The sequence below is a fragment of the Halopiger goleimassiliensis genome (genome assembly GCF_000455345.1).
Lineage (GTDB): Archaea > Halobacteriota > Halobacteria > Halobacteriales > Natrialbaceae > Halopiger_A > Halopiger_A goleimassiliensis.
In genome coordinates this window covers 307189-321189 of record NZ_HG315690.1, presented here as the reverse complement: position 1 = coordinate 321189, position 14001 = coordinate 307189, and the positions used below count along the sequence as shown (strand labels likewise).

General features: G+C 65.8%; 14 protein-coding genes and 1 tRNA gene. 6 read left to right on the top strand and 9 right to left on the bottom strand.

Going from position 1 to position 14001, the window contains the following annotated elements:
- Positions 1 to 676: 676 nt before the first annotated feature.
- Together TX79_RS19160 and mct are read right to left on the bottom strand one after the other, a co-directional pair.
- Positions 677 to 1096, bottom strand: coding sequence for a hypothetical protein (locus TX79_RS19160; RefSeq protein ID WP_154660441.1), 420 nt, complete (start codon positions 1094 to 1096; stop codon positions 677 to 679).
- A gap of 728 nt (positions 1097 to 1824) precedes the next feature.
- Positions 1825 to 2997 (bottom strand): succinyl-CoA:mesaconate CoA-transferase, encoded by a 1173-nt coding sequence (gene mct, locus TX79_RS01645; protein WP_049925338.1) that lies wholly within the window; start codon positions 2995 to 2997, stop codon positions 1825 to 1827.
- Positions 2998 to 3132: 135 nt separating this feature from the next.
- Between mct and glmS the strand changes: the two genes are divergently transcribed.
- Genes glmS through citE form a run of 5 tightly spaced genes read left to right on the top strand, consistent with a single transcriptional unit; the run spans position 3133 to position 8510 of the window.
- Entirely contained in the window at positions 3133 to 3588 is a 456-nt protein-coding gene (gene glmS, locus TX79_RS01640) for a methylaspartate mutase subunit S (RefSeq protein WP_049925336.1), read from the top strand.
- 14 nt (positions 3589 to 3602) lie between these two features.
- The gene (locus tag TX79_RS01635; protein WP_049925335.1) at positions 3603 to 5042 is read left to right on the top strand and encodes a methylaspartate mutase subunit E; all 1440 of its coding nucleotides are present in this window, start codon (positions 3603 to 3605) and stop codon (positions 5040 to 5042) included.
- Positions 5039 to 6313: a methylaspartate ammonia-lyase gene (locus tag TX79_RS01630; RefSeq protein WP_049925334.1), complete on the top strand. Its 1275-nt coding sequence runs from the start codon at positions 5039 to 5041 to the stop codon at positions 6311 to 6313. Before TX79_RS01635 ends, TX79_RS01630 begins: the two co-directional genes overlap by 4 nt.
- Positions 6306 to 7424 carry a 2-methylfumaryl-CoA hydratase gene (gene mch / locus TX79_RS01625; protein WP_049925333.1) on the top strand — a complete coding sequence of 373 codons (1119 nt, stop codon included), beginning with the start codon at positions 6306 to 6308 and terminating at the stop codon, positions 7422 to 7424. Before TX79_RS01630 ends, mch begins: the two co-directional genes overlap by 8 nt.
- A 42-nt stretch (positions 7425 to 7466) precedes the next feature.
- A complete protein-coding gene (citE, locus tag TX79_RS01620; RefSeq protein WP_049925332.1) occupies positions 7467 to 8510 on the top strand; it encodes an L-malyl-CoA/beta-methylmalyl-CoA lyase in 1044 nt (347 codons plus the stop codon).
- A 69-nt stretch (positions 8511 to 8579) separates the two neighbouring features.
- On the opposite strand, the gene TX79_RS01615 is transcribed toward citE, so the two are convergent.
- The 6 genes from TX79_RS01615 to TX79_RS01590 form a co-directional block, all read right to left on the bottom strand.
- The gene (locus tag TX79_RS01615; protein ID WP_049925331.1) at positions 8580 to 9926 is read right to left on the bottom strand and encodes a hemolysin family protein; all 1347 of its coding nucleotides are present in this window, start codon (positions 9924 to 9926) and stop codon (positions 8580 to 8582) included.
- 317 nt (positions 9927 to 10243) lie between these two features.
- Positions 10244 to 10921, bottom strand: coding sequence for a CPBP family intramembrane glutamic endopeptidase (locus TX79_RS01610; RefSeq protein WP_195892438.1), 678 nt, complete (start codon positions 10919 to 10921; stop codon positions 10244 to 10246).
- Positions 10922 to 10996: 75 nt separating this feature from the next.
- Positions 10997 to 11209 carry a helix-turn-helix transcriptional regulator gene (locus TX79_RS01605; RefSeq protein ID WP_049925329.1) on the bottom strand — a complete coding sequence of 71 codons (213 nt, stop codon included), beginning with the start codon at positions 11207 to 11209 and terminating at the stop codon, positions 10997 to 10999.
- A gap of 16 nt (positions 11210 to 11225) precedes the next feature.
- Positions 11226 to 11606 carry a DUF2178 domain-containing protein gene (locus TX79_RS01600; RefSeq protein WP_049925328.1) on the bottom strand — a complete coding sequence of 127 codons (381 nt, stop codon included), beginning with the start codon at positions 11604 to 11606 and terminating at the stop codon, positions 11226 to 11228.
- A 446-nt stretch (positions 11607 to 12052) separates the two neighbouring features.
- Positions 12053 to 12136 (bottom strand) — tRNA-Ser (locus tag TX79_RS01595).
- Between the two features lie 47 nt (positions 12137 to 12183).
- Positions 12184 to 12921: a hypothetical protein gene (locus TX79_RS01590; protein ID WP_049925327.1), complete on the bottom strand. Its 738-nt coding sequence runs from the start codon at positions 12919 to 12921 to the stop codon at positions 12184 to 12186.
- Positions 12922 to 13056: 135 nt separating this feature from the next.
- Between TX79_RS01590 and TX79_RS01585 the strand changes: the two genes are divergently transcribed.
- Entirely contained in the window at positions 13057 to 13281 is a 225-nt protein-coding gene (locus tag TX79_RS01585) for a hypothetical protein (RefSeq protein ID WP_049925326.1), read from the top strand.
- Position 13282: 1 nt separating this feature from the next.
- Here TX79_RS01585 and TX79_RS01580 read toward each other — a convergent pair whose 3' ends face one another.
- Positions 13283 to 13921 (bottom strand): uracil-DNA glycosylase, encoded by a 639-nt coding sequence (locus tag TX79_RS01580; protein ID WP_195892437.1) that lies wholly within the window; start codon positions 13919 to 13921, stop codon positions 13283 to 13285.
- Positions 13922 to 14001: the final 80 nt, after the last annotated feature.

Here is a 14001-nt window from a genome sequence, read left to right as displayed (position 1 = left end):
CCGCAGCGATCGTACGCGAGTGGCGAGACGCCCGATACGGGGGGGTGACGGGAACTGATGTCCGCGATCGTGGTCGATACGAGCGTCGTCCTGAAGTGGTACGTTCCGGAACGACACCACGAACGGGCCCGTGCGCTCCGCGACGACTACCTCGACGGACGATTCGACCTCGTCGCGCCGGCACTCATGCCGTTCGAGGCGACGAACGCGCTCGAATACAGCGGCCATTACGAGGGGACCGACTCGAGGAGGCCGCGCAATCGCTTTCGGAGTACGAATCGAACTCGTCCCCTTCGCCGACGCTGGTCCGGTCGCGGAGATCGCGACCGACCTCGATATCACCGTCTCCGACGCCTCGTACGTCGCGCTCGCCCAGTCACTCGAGACGTGTTTCTACACGGCCGACGAGGCGCTGCTCGAGGCTCTCGAGGGCGAGTACCCGGAACGTGGAGCGCACATCCGGTCGTATTCCTGAGAGTCGCCGTGTCATCGGGCGTGCCATTCTGGGCACGTGGTTTTCGGTCGCACCGACCCCTTCTGCAAAACACGGCGGTTCACGGGTTACTTATAGCGTCGGCCCGACGACGGCTGACAGAACCCCGTAACTGTCGCGGCAGCTCGAACGACTCGAGGCCGAACGGTCTCGGAGTCGGGGAAATCGCCGGCAATGCTGTAGTTAGTGCAGTTCGAAATCCCGCATTCTGACCCGGTAGATCCGTACCGAGACGATCTTCTCTCGAGGGATCAGTTCGATAGTGAGCGTTAGCTTGTCCTCGTCGATATCCGGGATGCCAACGTCAGGGAACGACTTTTCGGAGAGATCGTCGTACCGGATGAGTTCGATATCGTCGTCGCTGTATCCGTTGAGGAATCCTCGTTTCGTCGTTGTCGTCTCGGCCCCCGATTCGACGTCAACCTCGACGTAGTACTCGTCCGTGACGTCGCCGAGTTGCACGTAGTCGCTGACGGTCTTTTGCCACCGCGTGACGTTCCCGACGTCGATCAGTTTTAGCGAGTCGAACCGGTCGATGAACCGCTCTTGATACAGTACCACTCCGACGGTCACGAACAGTCGATGACCGACGTCCGCAAGCATGCCGACGAGCACAGGTAACGCGAAATAGAAGAGCCCGCGATACGGGACCCAGTCGAGAAGATCGCCGGAGAGACTCCGAAATACCTGAAACAGTAACGTGAAAAAGAGGATCAGAACGATGTGGCTCCGCTTGAGCCGTTCGAAATCGTCCGCTCTGAGACCGATATACACAAAATAGGATAGAAACCCGGGGAAGAGAATCGTCAGCGACTCCAGTAACAACTCAACGTCGACGAGGAGCTCCGACAGCACGGCAACCACTCCCGATATCTATTCGGACGTATCTGGTTTTTCGCCCTTTTGCATCGTTGCGGGGGCCTCTTTCGAGTCGTTTCCGCCGCTTTTCGACCCCTTTCGTAACTCTTCGCGGTCCTGGTCCGACATAGTTGTACGTAGATCGAGGAGTGTCAAAAAGATAGCGGGTTCCCCGACGGAACCTCATCAGAACGGACAGCGTCGATAACAGGTCGCTTCTGGGATTCGAGGGGAGTCATCGAGGATCCTCTCGATAATTGCAGTCCCACCGTTTTCCGCTGTTCCGAGCCAGTTCACCCGGACACGTAGTTCGAGGACGAGACGGCCTCGCTCGAGGAGCAAGCCGACAATCCGGTGACGATCCTCCAGGCCTCGGAGTTGGAGGACGACCTCGAGCGGATTCTACGGAACCTTCTGTGAGTTTTTGCGGGTGACTTACTATCGAACTACCGAGGACAATACTCGCGGAAAATTCAGTCGTCGGCCGTCGTCTCCGCTTCCTCCCCCAGGATCTCCTCGCGGTGTTCGTCCAGCAGCGGCGCGCGGCCGCGGGGTTTGGGTTCGGTTTCGCTCATCTTGATCGGGTTGCCGGCGATCTCGACCGCCGTATCTGCGCCGGGCTGTTCGACGGGAACGAGCATGTCGCGGGCGTGGACGTGCTCGTCGTCGAAGATCTCCTCGGTGGTCTGGACCGGTGCGGCCGGGACCCGTCCCTCGAGTTTACCGACGAGGTCGTCGTTCGTTTGCCGGAGCGTCCAGTCGGCGATCTCGTCCCGGAGCAACTCGCGGTGCTCGAGGCGGTCGGCGGTGGTCGGGTACTCCTCGGCGAGTTCCTCCCGACCCATCACCTCACAGAGTTCCGTCCAGTGGCGGTCGTTGAACGCGGCGATGACGGCGTAGCCGTCGGCGGTCTCGAAGGCGTTGTAGGGAAACAGCGTCGGGTGGGAGTTACCCCGGCGAGTGGGGGCCTCGCCGGTGTAGGACTGCTGGTAGATGGCGCGTTCGGTGAAACTGAGCATCGAGTCGTACATGGCGGTGTCGACGTACTGGCCCTCGCCGGTCCGGTCGCGGTGGTGGACCGCCGCGAGGATGCCGATGCAGTTCAGCGTCGCGGTGAAGAGGTCGCCGACGCCGGGGCCGGTCTTGGTCGGCGGGCCGTCGGGCTGGCCGGTCGTCTCCATGACGCCGCCCAGCGCCTGCGCGATGAGATCGAAGGAGGGCTGGCCTTGCCGGTAGGTCTCGCCCGTCCGCGGGTCGCCGAAGCCCCGGATCGAGGAGTAGATGAGATCCTCGTTGTACTCGGTCAGCGTCTCGTAGCCTAAGTCGTACTTCTCCATCGTACCCGCGCGGTAGTTCTCGACGACGACGTCGGCTTTCTCGACGAGCGAGAGGAAGTCCTCGCGGTCGTCCTCGTCGCCGAGGTTCAGTTCGATGCTGCGCTTGCCACGGTTGACGCTCTGGAAGTAGCCGCCGTAGGCCTCCTCGTCGGGGTCGTCGACGAACGGCGGGTTCGAGCGGATCATGTCGCCGCCCGGCCGTTCGACCTTGACCACGTCGGCACCCATGTCCGCGAGCAACATCGTACAGTACGGCCCGGCGAGCACCTGCGTCAGGTCCAGCACGCGCAAATCCGAAAGCGCTCCCATGGTCGGTTCATTACCGGAGGACGACAAAATCCTTACCATCGATCATGAGGATGTGAAAACGTCCCATAGGGACGCTGTTAGGACGTATAAGGTGTATTATCATGGAAGATCATTAGGTTTATCACCGAGTCTCTCATGGTTCTGCATACGATGTCCCAAACGGTCGTCCTCGGCGTGATCGGCTCGGACGCTCACGTCGTCGGCATCACGATCCTAGAGCAGGCCTTCAGCGCAGCGGGATTCGACGTCGTCAACCTCGGCGTACAGACCTCCCAGGAGGAGTTCGCCGAGGCCGCCGTCGAACACGACGCCGAGGCCGTCCTCGTATCCTCGCTCTACGGTCACGCCGAGCAGGACTGCCAGGGATTCCACGAGGTCCTCGAGGAGGCGGGTGTGGATGCGGTCACCTACATCGGCGGCAACCTCGCCGTCGGCCAGGACGAGTTCGAACGCACTCGCCGCACCTTCGAGGAGCTCGGCTTCGATCGCGTCTTCGACTCCGAGACCGAACCCGACGAAGCGATCGCGTCGCTTCGCGAGGACATCGGCGAGACGGCCACCGAGTCGGAGCGTGCCACTATCAGTTCCTAGATGCCGACTACTAGATGATACGAGACGAACGCATTCCATCCGACGAGCTACGGCGCATCGACGAGGAGATCCGATCCAACTGGCCCACGGGGGCGGACGTCGACTTCGAGGAGGCCATCGCGTACCACGAGTCGCTCCCCGATCGCAAGCGGTTCGCGGACGTCCTCGAGTCGGCCGACAAACCCCTCTTGCAGCCGCGAGCGGGCGTTCCCCGACTCGACGACCAGATCGAACTCCTCGAGTATCTTCATCAGGAGGGGCAGGCCGACCTCCTGCCGACCACCATCGACTCGTACACGCGCGACAACGAGTACGAGAAGGCCCAGCAGGGCCTGGAGAAGGCCCGGGAGACCGGCGAGGACACCCTCAACGGCTTCCCCGCGGTCAACCACGGCGTCGACGGCTGCCGGGACCTCATCGAGGCGATCGACGCCCCGATCGAGGTTCGCCACGGCACCCCCGACGCCCGACTGCTGGCGGCGATCACGTTCGCCGGCGGCTTCCAGAGCTTCGAGGGCGGGCCGATCTCCTACAACATCCCCTACACCAAGCGACACGGGCTCGAGGAGACCATCGAGCGCTGGCAGTTCGTCGACCGGCTGGCGGGGGCCTACACCGAGCGGGGGATTCGCATCAACCGCGAGCCGTTCGGCCCGCTGACGGGGACGCTGGTCCCGCCGTCGATCGCCATCGCGATCATGATCGTCGAGGGCCAGCTCGCGGCTACCCAGGGCGTCCGCTCGATCACCCTCGGCTACGGGCAGGTCGGCAACGTCGTCCAGGACGTGGCCGCCCTGAACGCCCTGCAGAAGCTGGGCGACGAGTACCTCCCCGACGAGGTGGTCGTCACGACGGTGTTCCACGAGTGGATGGGCGGTTTCCCGCCGGACGAGGCGCGGGCCAACGGCGTGATCAGCCTCGGCGGGATGACCGCCGCCATCGCCCAGCCCGACAAGGTCATCACGAAGTCGCCCCAGGAGTTCCAGGGCGTGCCGACGAAGGAGGCAAACGCCGCCGGCCTGCGGACGACGCGCCAGGTCATCGACATGGCCATCGAGCAGAACATCGACATCGACGGCATCGCGGAGGAGCAGGACCTCATCGAACGCGAGACCCGATGTCTGATGGACACCATCTACGAGCACGGCGACGGCGACGTCGTCCAGGGGACGCTCAAGGCCTTCGAGTCCGGCGCGCTGGACGTTCCCTTCGCACCCAGCGACAGCGCGAAGGGGGCCGTCCTCCCCGCGCGGGACGACGACGGCCGGGTCCGCATCTACGAGTGGGCGGACCTCGCGATGGACGACGAGATCAAGGAGATCCACAAGGCGCGCCTCTCGAACCGGGCCGACACCGAGGGGCGCGAACAGTCGTTCCGCATGGTCGCGGACGACGTCGACGCGATCAGCGACGGCAAACTCATCGGCCGACCGCAGGGGGAAGCTAACCCATGAATATCACCGGAATACACGCGACGCCCGGCTACGCCGGGTTCTTCTTCGACGACCAGCGCGCGATCAAGCAGGGAGCACAGCAGGACGGGTTCACCTACGACGGCGAGCCAGTCACCGACGGCTTCGACGAGATCCGCCAGGCCGGCGAGTCGATCGTCGTCGACGTGGAACTCGCCGACGGGACGGTCCACCGCGGCGACTGCGCCGCGGTCCAGTACTCCGGGGCCGGCGGACGTGATCCGCTCTTTACGGCCGCGGAGTACGCACCAGTCGTCGAGGGGCCGGTCGCCGACGCGCTCGAGGGGCGGGACGCGACCGCGTTCCTCGACAACGCCGAGACGATCGAGGGGATGCAGGTCGAGGGAGAACGACTGCACACGGCGATCCGGTACGGCGTTTCCCAGGCGTTGCTGGCCGCGGCGGCCCACGCCGAGGGGACGACGATGACGGACGTGCTGGCAGACGCGCTCGGGACCGAGCCCGCGACGGAGCCGGTGCCGGTCTTCGGCCAGTCGGGCGACGACCGGTACACGAACGCCGAGAAGATGTTCATCAAGGGCGTTCCCGTCCTCCCGCACGCGCTGATCAACAGCGTCGAGAAGATCGGCGAGGACGGCGAGACGCTGCTCGAGTACGTCGAGTGGCTGGTCGAGCGTTCGCAGGAGCTCGGCCCCGACGGCTACGAACCCCGGTTCCACATCGACGTCTACGGGATGATCGGCGAGATCTTCGGCGCGCCCTACGACCGCGACGAGGTCGTCGACTACTTCGCCGACCTCGAGGCGGCCGCCGACCCGTTCCCGATCCAGATCGAGGGGCCGATGGACGTCGGTAACCGCGCGGACCAGATCGAGGCGATGGTCGAACTCCGCGAGGGGCTCGCCGACGCCGGCGTCGACGTCGACATCGTCGCCGACGAGTGGTGTAACACGTTCGAGGACGTGCAGGCGTTCGTCGACGCCGGCGCGGCCGACCTCGTGCAGGTGAAGACGCCCGACCTGGGCAGCGTCCACCGCAGCGGGCAAGCGGTCCGGTACTGCGAGGGGACCGACACGCGAGCCTACCTCGGCGGGACGTGCAACGAGACGGAAACGTCCGCGCGGGCCTGCGCGCACGTGGCGCTCGCGACCGACGCCGCACAGGTGCTCGCCAAGCCCGGCATGGGCTTCGACGAGGGGTACATGATCGTCGAGAACGAGATGCGACGGACGATCGCCCGACTGAACCGCCGACAGACGACCGATACCGACGAGATCACCGCAGATGACTGACTGGACAGATCCCGACACGTTCGCACAGGCGCTCGAGCAGGCAGAAACGAAGGAGAAGGGCAACTGCTTCGAAGACTTCGAGGAGGGGGACGTGATCGAACACGACCCCGGCCTCACCCTCACGGAGTGGGGCAACGAGGGGTGGATGAGCCAGACCCTGAACCACGATCCGGCCTACTGGCGGACCGACGCCGCCCGGGAACGTGGTTTCGAGGCACCGCCGATCCACCCCGACTACCTCACCGCCGCGACCCTCGGCATCACCGTCGAGGACTTGAGCGAGAAGGGCGGCTACTTCCTCGGCCGGACCGACGTCCGGTTCCCCGGTGCGCCGGTCTATGCCGGCACCGAACTCCACGTCGAGAGCGAGGTCGTGAACACGGCGACCTCGAGTTCGCGACCCGAGTACGGCATCGTCTCCTGGCGGACCCGCGGGAAGGACGCCGAGACGGGCGAAGTGCTGTGTTCCTACGAGCGGACCAACATGATCCCGCGGCGAGAACCCGTCGCCACCGACGGGGGCGGTGAGGGAACCGACGGTTCGCGATCCTCGTCGGAGCTGCGCTCCGACGGCGGGGCCGCAACCGCCGAAGAAGAGGGCGACGACGAACCTGACCTCCCCGAGGAGTTCGTGGCCCCCGAGGGCGGCTACTTCGAGGACTTCGTCGACGCGCTTGAGGCGGCCGACGACGAGAACGCGGCCGTCGCCTACCGTCACGAGCGCGGCCGCACGCAGGACGACGTGACCGTCGCCTCGCTGCCGCTGGCCACGCTCAACACGGCCAAACAGCACCACAACGTCGACGAGATGGCCGACGCGCCGTCGGGCGACATCGTCACCTACGGCGACGTCACCCGCTCGACGGCGCTGGGACACGCCCGCTCGGACGAGCGGACCTGGCGCGAGGTCGGCTTCGACGACGAGTCGTTCCACACGTTCGTCACGCCCGGCGACACCGTCTACGCGTTCACGCGCGTACTCGAGGCCGATCCCGAAGCCTCGAGCGACGAGGCGGGCACGGTCCGCTTCCAGCACATCGCGTTCAACCAGGACGACGAACCCGTCTACTCCGGGACCCGAACCGCGGAGATTCGCAAACGATCCAGCTGAACAGCTCACCGACCGACTCCGATCAACGACCCACCGATACACATGAGCGACGACGTCAGACTCTGTCGAACCTTCCAGACCGCACCGGCCGCCGTGCCGAAAGACGACTCGGCGAAGTACCTCCGCTCCGGCCTCGAGGCCGAGGGCTTCCAGGCCCCCGACTGGCTCGTTCCCGACATCGAGGACGGGACCGCCCCGAACATGAAAGACGAGGGGCTCGAGAACACCATCGAGATCGTCCCCGACTACGAGTTCCCGGGCGAGATCTGGCCCCGCGTCGAGTGGAGCTACGAGGACGAATCCTTCCGCGAGCGCGGCCGTGACCAGATCGACCGCCTCGTAAGCGAGATCGGCGACGAGATCGAGGGCGTAGTCGTCCCGAAGGTCGGTCGCGTCGAGGACGTGCGACGCGCTGCCGAGGCCGTCGCGGAAGCCGAAGCGGAGTACGGCTACCCCGACGGTTCGATCAAACTCTCGATCATCGTCGAGACGGGCCGCGCCCGCTCGGACCTGCGCGAGATCGCGAAATTCGGCGAGGACTCCCGGCTCACGGCGCTGGTGTTCGGCCCCGTCGACTACGCGGCCGAACTCGGCGCTCGCGACCTCGGCGACGGCCGCCCCCGCTGGGACGGCCTGCTCGAGGAACTCTCGAACGAGGCCAGTGCCGCGGGTCTGCTCTCGATCGGCGGCCCGTTCGACGACCTGTTCAAAGAGCGAGCGGGGCTGACCTACTACAACGCCGACGCCTACGCCGACCAGGTCGAACACGAGGCGCACCTCGGACTCGACGGCTCCTGGTCGCTGTATCCCAAACAGACGATCCAGGCCAACACGATCCACATGCCCACGCCCGAGGAACTCGAGCGCGACGTCAGCAAGATCGAGCGCTTCAACGAGGCCAAGGCGGAGGGCACCGGCGCGGTCACGCTGGACGGCCAGATGGTCGACGAGGCCACCTTCAAGGTCTTCCGCAACACCGTCCAGCAGGTCCGGGCGATCGACGAGACCCGGCCCGCCCAGACCGAGGAGTACTACGACGAGGACCTGCTCGAGCGCGCACGGACCCTCGAACTCTCCTACGAGTAGCGTCTCGGGGCCGATTCCGGTCTTTTTCGTCCGAATTGGACGCGAGTGGAGTCCGAGTCCTCTGGAGTGCTACTCGAGCGATTCCTCGGTCTGCGAACCCTCCGACCGCGAGGATTCCCGGACGACCAGCGAGGAGACGCGGGCCCCGTCGACGGCGACGACCTCGAGCGCGTAGTCGTCGACGGTGATCCGATCACCGACCTCGGGTGCGCGACCCAGCCGATCGAGGACGAGACCGCCGATCGTCCCGAACCCCTCGCTCTCGAGGTCGGCGTCCAGTCGCTCGTTGACGGCAGAGACGGTGACGCCGCCGTCGACGACGTACGTGCCGTCGTCTTTGCGGTCGATCGACGGCTCGTCAGCGTCGAACTCGTCGCGGAGGTCGCCGACGACGACCTCGACGACGTCCTCGACGGTCACGATCCCCTCGAAGACGCCCCACTCGTCGATCACGGCGGCCATCTGGGCACGTTCGCCCTGGAACTGCTCCAAGAGGTCGACGACGGATGTCGTCTCCGGAACGATCGGCATCTCGCGGGCGACCGCCTCGACCGTCACGGCCTCGAGGTCGTCCGCCGACTCGCCGGCCCGCAGCACGTCCTTGGCGTCGACGAAGCCGACTACCTGATCGTCCTCGTCGGCGTCGAGTACCGGATACCGGGTGTGGCCTTCCTCGAGGATGAGTTCGCGCAGCGCCGCGAGCGACCGGTCGCCCGGGACGGTGACGACGTCGGGACGGGGGACCATCACGTTCTGGACGGTCGTATCGTCGAGTTCGAAGACCTGCTCGATCATCTCCACCTCCTCGGCGTCGATCTCCCCCTCGCTGCCCGACCGGGAGAGGACGGTTCGAAGCTCCTCCTCCGAGAGCGTCTCGTCCGTCTCGGAGGCCGGCGGGATGCCGATCATCCGGGTGAAGGCGTTGGCCGTTCCGTTGAAGACGACGATGCCGGGGATGAAGAGGTAGTAGCAGAGCTTCATCGGCGGCGAGACCAGCAACGCGACGCGTTCGGCCTGTGCGATGGAGATCGTCTTCGGCGCGAGCTCCCCGAAGACGACGTGCAGGAACGTGATGAAGCCGAAGCCGAGCGCGAAGGCCACGAGATGCAACAGGCTCTCGGGGAGGATCGGCGCGAGTACGGGCTCGAGCAGCGCCGCGACGGCGGGTTCGCCGAGCCAGCCGAGCCCCAGCGAGGCGAGGGTGATCCCCAGTTGCGTCACCGCGAGGTAGTCGTCGAGGTTGTCCGTTGCCTCCTGTAAGATGCCCGCGCCGGTCCGGCCCTCGGCGGCCAGTTGCTCGACGGCCGAGGCCCGCACGCGGACGTAGGCGAACTCCGCGGCGACGAAGAAGCCGTTCAGGAAGACAAGCAGGAAGGCCCCGAACAGTCGCAGGCCGGAGACGAACAGGTCTACCATCCCCGTCGCTCCCTCCGTCGTCGGCGTTCGGCTCGGCGTAGTCTCGTTCGGGTACGACGATCAGCGATCGAGTCGCGTCGCGATACATCCGTCGAACGCGAGATCGGAGTCGCCTCCGTTCGCGGCTCCGTTCCGCGGTGGGCCGACCGGCCCACGGGTGCCGCCGGTCCGACGACGTCGTTCATACGCTGTACTCGTCACGCGTGATACATAGGTATCCGGGTGGGAGATGCCACCACCGTGCTGACGAGGCGGTTCGATGGGCTCGAGTCCCGCCGCACCGATATCGGCCCGTGAGTGTCGTCACCGCGGATGGATTACAGGGGGAGCGCGTAGATCAACTCCGTCACGATCCCGCTCAACCCGTTGTAGCCGGCGTGGACGAGAATCGGCACGACGAAATTGTCCGTCCTGGCGTAGCTGAACCCGATCACGATCGAGACGGTCGCGAGCAGTCCCGCGACGGCCAGTCCGGCGACGGCAGTCGGCGCGGTCGCGATGATACCGGCCCCGTGGACGGGAACGAACAACACCGTGGCGACGGCGATTCCGACCCCGATCGAGGAGACCTCGCTCACGTACCGCTGGACGATGCCCCGGAAGAGCAGTTCCTCGACGACCGACGGCACGAGGATCGCCGCGGCGAAGACCACGAGAACCGCGCCCGGATCGATCTCGGCCGGTATCGGCACCGTACCGGCCGCCTCGAGCGTCGTCAGCCGGATTCCGAGCGCGTGGAGCGCGGCCAGGACGAGCGTGGCACCGATCGCCGCGGCGGCGATCGCCACGTCAGAGCGCGTCGGTCGCGTGATCGGAACGAAGTCTCGGCCGACGACGCCCCGGAGAAACGCCACGCCAATCAGGGCGAACGTCGCTTGCAGACCGAGTAGCTGAACCAGCAACGCGCCGCCGGGACCGAGCGCGTCCCCGGCCCCGACGAAGACGCCGTACACCACGAGGTTGCCGGCGACGTAGGCGACGGCGATCAGCGCCACGGCGATACCGATTCGAGTAGCGATACGTCGACCGTTCGTGTCAGTAGTCGCGGTAGCGTTCGTGGTCATCGTTTTTCAGGAGTCGTCCCCCGTTTCCGGATCGTACTCGAAGATGTCCTCGATCGCACAGTCGAAGCGGTTCGCCAGTTTGAACGCTAACTCGAGGCTGGGGTCGTACCGCCCGACCTCGATCGCGTTGATCGTCTGTCTCGAGACGCCGACCTCCTCGGCCAGTTCGGCCTGCGTGAGGTCTTCCTTTGCCCGCCAGACTTTCAGGTTGTTTTCCATCGTTCGGCCCTGCGTCTCACATTCGGCGTCGGTACAGTTCGATACAGAGTTCGTCGATGGCGATACCGGCGAAGATCATCCCGATGAGGATCATCCCGACCGGCAGCGCAACGTCGGTGAAGACGAGGACGATCGCCAGCACCCCGAGGCCGACGAAGAAAAACGACTGGGTCCACATCGCGGCCCGCCCCTGGATCTGCATGTATCGTTCGTCGACCTCGCCAGTTTGTTTCATCTTGCGGTAGTACCAGTAGGTCACCGCCCCGACCAGCAGACCGAACCCCAGCGCGATCACCCCGCCGCTGTCACCGAGGTCCATCACGCCCGCTGTGAAGCCGATTCCCACTCCGCCGACGACTGCGAAGAGCAGCCAGATACGCATCTTGTCGAACGCCATCTCGTGTAAAGCAAGCCTGACAGAACATATTAAATCTTTTCCAGTATGTCGGGGATAGGTGTCGTCACCGGCTCGAGTTCGAATCGCCGGCGTACGCTCCGCTCGCGGTCGTACGCCGGTCGTTGTCACGGAGGCGCTGGCGGGAAGCGGCTCCCGAGGCTCGAGCACCCGTACGTGTTACCGACCTCGAGAGGAGCACCGAGAGGGATCGGCCCGATCGGTCTCGACTACTGGGCAGAAACGCCAGGGAGAAGCGGATCGAACACCCTGGGTTGCTCTCGTCAAATCCCATCGTCCACGCTTCGCTCCTCGCGTATCGCTCGTCGCAGAAGCGGTGGGGATGGGATTCGAACTACGCCCAGACGTGCTCGCTTCGCTGCGCGCGACTGGCCTCATTCGAATCCCACCGACTTTGCTGTCGCTCACGGATTTGTTCGCGATAGCAACGGTGGGGATGGGATTCGAACCCATGAGGCTTGACAGCCACCTGCTCTCAAGGCAGGCGCGTTGGGCCGCTTCGCTACCCCACCTCGCCTCCGTCTACCCCGGCCGCTCAAAAAGGGTTATCGGTCTCCGGTCACCACTCGAGCGGGCCATCACCCTCGAGACCCAGTCCGTGCCGGTCGACGACGGCCGCCGTCGCGTCACCACCTGGTCGCTGGGCGACCGATCGGGCCTCGAGCGCGGCGATCGTCGCCCGGAGTCCGGATTCGCTCTCGATCGTCGGCACCCGTGGCGCGAAGCCGAGGTCGAGTCCGGCGTCGCCGATCCGACGGGCGAGCGTCGCGAGCGACGGCGACGCGTACGCGTCGGTGAAGTCGATCGGTTCGGTGAACGCCCCGAGGTAGGTTTCGCCGGCCGAGGACGGCCCGAGGACCACGTCGTGGCGGCGCAACGCCATCGCGGTGCTGTCGATCTCGGAGCGGCCGACGAGCGGAGCCGTCGGCTCGAGCACCGCGACCGAGTCGGCGTCCTCGCGTTCCAGCAGGTGCGTCACCGTGTTGCCGACGCGACCCGATCGGCTCGATCCCACTTGCCGTTCGAATCGTACGTCGTCGACGTCCTCGAGGGCGGCCGCCGCGAGGTCGCGCACCTCGGCCTCCGGATCGCCGTCCGCGACGTCGTCCGGGAGCGTCTCCGCGTCGCGGTAGTTGACCAGGAGGTCGCCGCCGCTGTCGGCGACGGCACGCAGGACGTCCGTCACTGCGGCCTCGTAGCAGTCGACGGCCGTAGCTGGATCGAGCGACGACTCCGCGACGAGCGACGACAGGACGAGGTCCTGCCGGGGTGGATCGACCGGGACGACCACGATCATGTCCGTAGGTACGCTCGCTCGAGCCTTGAACGCGACGCTTTCGGGCTCGCAGACCGAGCGCCACCGATCGCGCAGCGGCGGATGCGCCGATCGCAACGCACATGAATTATAGTGATTCGCTGAGACGTGTCCCGTATGGAAAATCGCACCCTCACCCTACTCGGCCTGGTCGGCGTCGTGAGCATCGCCGTCCTCGCCGCCATCGGTATCTACAGCTTCGTCTCGAGCTACCTGCTCGAGTCGGCCGGCGAGCTGCTCACCCCGACGCTCGCCGCGATCGTTCTGACCGTCCTCGTCGTCGGTGCGTTGAGCGTCCTGGGCGCACGCTCCCGTCGGTGGATGCAGAACCCCTACTGGTAAGTCAGCGTTCTCGCCGCCCCTTCGTCTGTCTGTAATCCGTCGCCAGGAGCTCCGCGAAGGTCTCGACCCACGTCTGGGTTTGTTCGTCGGTCTGCTCGGCCGGTTCGATCATCGGGACCAGTTCGAACCCGCGGCCCCTGATCCGCGAAGCGTGGGTCGCCGGCAACGCGAGTTCCTCGACCGGCGTCGTCGTGTACTCCGTTCCGAGTTCCGCGAGCGCCCGCTCGCCGACCGGAATCAGGATCTCCGGGTTGATCATCCTGATCTCGGCCTCGAGATACGGCTCGCAGTTCGCGACCTCCTCGTCGGCCGGCGGCCGCTCGGGGTGGCGACACCGCGTGAGGTGGGTCAGGTAGACGTTCTCGAGGGCCGGTTCGTCGGCAGGTGACGTCGCGTCGCAGAGCCCGAGGCGCTCGAGGATTCGGCGGAGACTCGTCCCCTGCGTCGACTCCTCGCGGACGAACGGGACCCCCGTCGCGTCCGCGGTGGGCGTCGGCCGCTCGCCCACGAACAGGAAGTCCGCGCCGACGTCCCCGTAGCCGTGTACCACCTGCGTACGCGTCTCACGGAGGGCCGGACAGTTCCGGCACGTCTCGTCCATGTTGTAGGGGTTGGCCCGGGTTCGCTGATTTGCGTCCACACTCGCATCTCGAGCGTGTGACCCAAAAGTACCGCGACTGCGAACCCTACTCGGTCGCGTCGGCGAGAAGCACACCGACC

What these genes read in the sequence shown, in the direction of transcription:
- TX79_RS19160 (WP_154660441.1), bottom strand. Translation starts at nt 1,096, where the DNA reads ATGCTTGCGGACGTCGGTCATCGACTGTTCGTGACCGTCGGAGTGGTA.
- mct (WP_049925338.1), bottom strand. Translation starts at nt 2,997, where the DNA reads ATGGGAGCGCTTTCGGATTTGCGCGTGCTGGACCTGACGCAGGTGCTC.
- glmS (WP_049925336.1), top strand. Translation starts at nt 3,133, where the DNA reads ATGGTTCTGCATACGATGTCCCAAACGGTCGTCCTCGGCGTGATCGGC.
- TX79_RS01635 (WP_049925335.1), top strand. Translation starts at nt 3,603, where the DNA reads ATGATACGAGACGAACGCATTCCATCCGACGAGCTACGGCGCATCGAC.
- TX79_RS01630 (WP_049925334.1), top strand. Translation starts at nt 5,039, where the DNA reads ATGAATATCACCGGAATACACGCGACGCCCGGCTACGCCGGGTTCTTC.
- mch (WP_049925333.1), top strand. Translation starts at nt 6,306, where the DNA reads ATGACTGACTGGACAGATCCCGACACGTTCGCACAGGCGCTCGAGCAG.
- citE (WP_049925332.1), top strand. Translation starts at nt 7,467, where the DNA reads ATGAGCGACGACGTCAGACTCTGTCGAACCTTCCAGACCGCACCGGCC.
- TX79_RS01615 (WP_049925331.1), bottom strand. Translation starts at nt 9,926, where the DNA reads ATGGTAGACCTGTTCGTCTCCGGCCTGCGACTGTTCGGGGCCTTCCTG.
- TX79_RS01605 (WP_049925329.1), bottom strand. Translation starts at nt 11,209, where the DNA reads ATGGAAAACAACCTGAAAGTCTGGCGGGCAAAGGAAGACCTCACGCAG.
- TX79_RS01600 (WP_049925328.1), bottom strand. Translation starts at nt 11,606, where the DNA reads ATGGCGTTCGACAAGATGCGTATCTGGCTGCTCTTCGCAGTCGTCGGC.
- TX79_RS01590 (WP_049925327.1), bottom strand. Translation starts at nt 12,921, where the DNA reads ATGATCGTGGTCGTCCCGGTCGATCCACCCCGGCAGGACCTCGTCCTG.
- TX79_RS01585 (WP_049925326.1), top strand. Translation starts at nt 13,057, where the DNA reads ATGGAAAATCGCACCCTCACCCTACTCGGCCTGGTCGGCGTCGTGAGC.